The following is a 1,239-nucleotide window of genomic DNA, read 5'->3' on the forward strand; positions in this document are numbered from 1 at the left end:
CGATAGCGTTGTCGTAGAGGGCTGGTCGTCCTGTTTCGTGGTCGGCTTGGTTCTCGTTTCGGGTCAGGGTGGATACTTTGGCGAGTTGGCCCTGGCCCCAGTCGGACTGCCTGGCGATTCGTACTGGATCGTCAGGCAGTTCCGTTTTGAGGTAGAGCCACCAATCCAGCATGCGGCGTTGTCGTTCACCGGATCTGCCCCGGTGGGTTCTGGCGAGCAGTTTGAGCTGGGCGTTGATGCCGCCCTCCAGGCTGTTGGTGGTGGATTTAATGCGGTGTTTCTCCAGCACACCTTCTGGTGGGGTGAGGTAGACAAACAGCATCTCGGACCGGAAGAGGTGGTTGAGGCTGTTGTAGGCCTTGCGCACGTTGGGGTGGGTCCACACGCGGGTCCATGCACCGGTTTTGGGGTCTTTGATCAGGGTTTTCTCGTCCATCCATGACCGGTAGATCGTGGAGAATTCGTGCAGTTGCGCACCCCATTGCGCTGCCTCGTCCAGGGTGGTGATCCGGGTTAGCTTCAGCGCAAGTCGATAGATGGTGCGTCCGGCATCGGTGCGTGGGTTGGTGGTGGTGTAGCGGCGTACAACGCGTTGGGCGTGGACGAGGCAGCGTTGAATTTTCGTAGTCGGCCAGCACTTCTTGATTGCGCTGTAGGCTCCCTGGCCGCCATCGATAACGGCGATAAGTGGGGCTTCGATGCGCTCGAGAAGTCGTTGGTAGTCGCGCGTGGTTTCGTGTTTACACCAGTGCCAGGCAATCACGTGGTCGATCGTCGCCGCGACGATCAGACAGCCGCCGGCGGTGTAGGTGCCGTCGAGGAAGATCTGGTCGTAGATCCTCTTGTCGTGGCCGGCGGTGGGGTCAGGCACATCAGCGAGCCAGCACCACTTGAAGCGCCGCTTCATTGTGGCGCGGCTGACGCCGTTTCGTTTGGCTAGGTCGTCCAGTGAGATTGCGGTGGTGCAATGCTCGATGAACTGGGTGAACACTGCCGCGTTGGTGATGTCGTTTCGACGTTTGACGCTGGAGGCGCCGCATTGTTTGCAGCGCCACCTGGTGGTGCCTTTGCTGGTGGTGCCGTTGCGTTTCATCACTGCGCCGCAGTGGCAGCGTGGTTGGTTCTTTGACATTGCGACACCACACCACGTCGCGCATAGCACATCACGGCTGCCACACCGTGGATGTCCCGGCCTGAGGCCGGATATATGCTTCCGGAGCATATACTTTCCTGAAACCT

General features: G+C 59.6%; 1 protein-coding gene. It reads right to left on the minus strand.

All coding sequences use genetic code 11. From position 1 onward, the window contains the following. A partial coding sequence (locus tag HMPREF0298_RS11225; protein ID WP_040423258.1) for an IS1249 family transposase occupies positions 1–1,132 on the minus strand: 1,132 nt, incomplete at its 3' end. Positions 1,133–1,239 lie beyond the last annotated feature (107 nt).

This window comes from Corynebacterium lipophiloflavum DSM 44291 (assembly GCF_000159635.1).
GTDB lineage: Bacteria > Actinomycetota > Actinomycetes > Mycobacteriales > Mycobacteriaceae > Corynebacterium > Corynebacterium lipophiloflavum.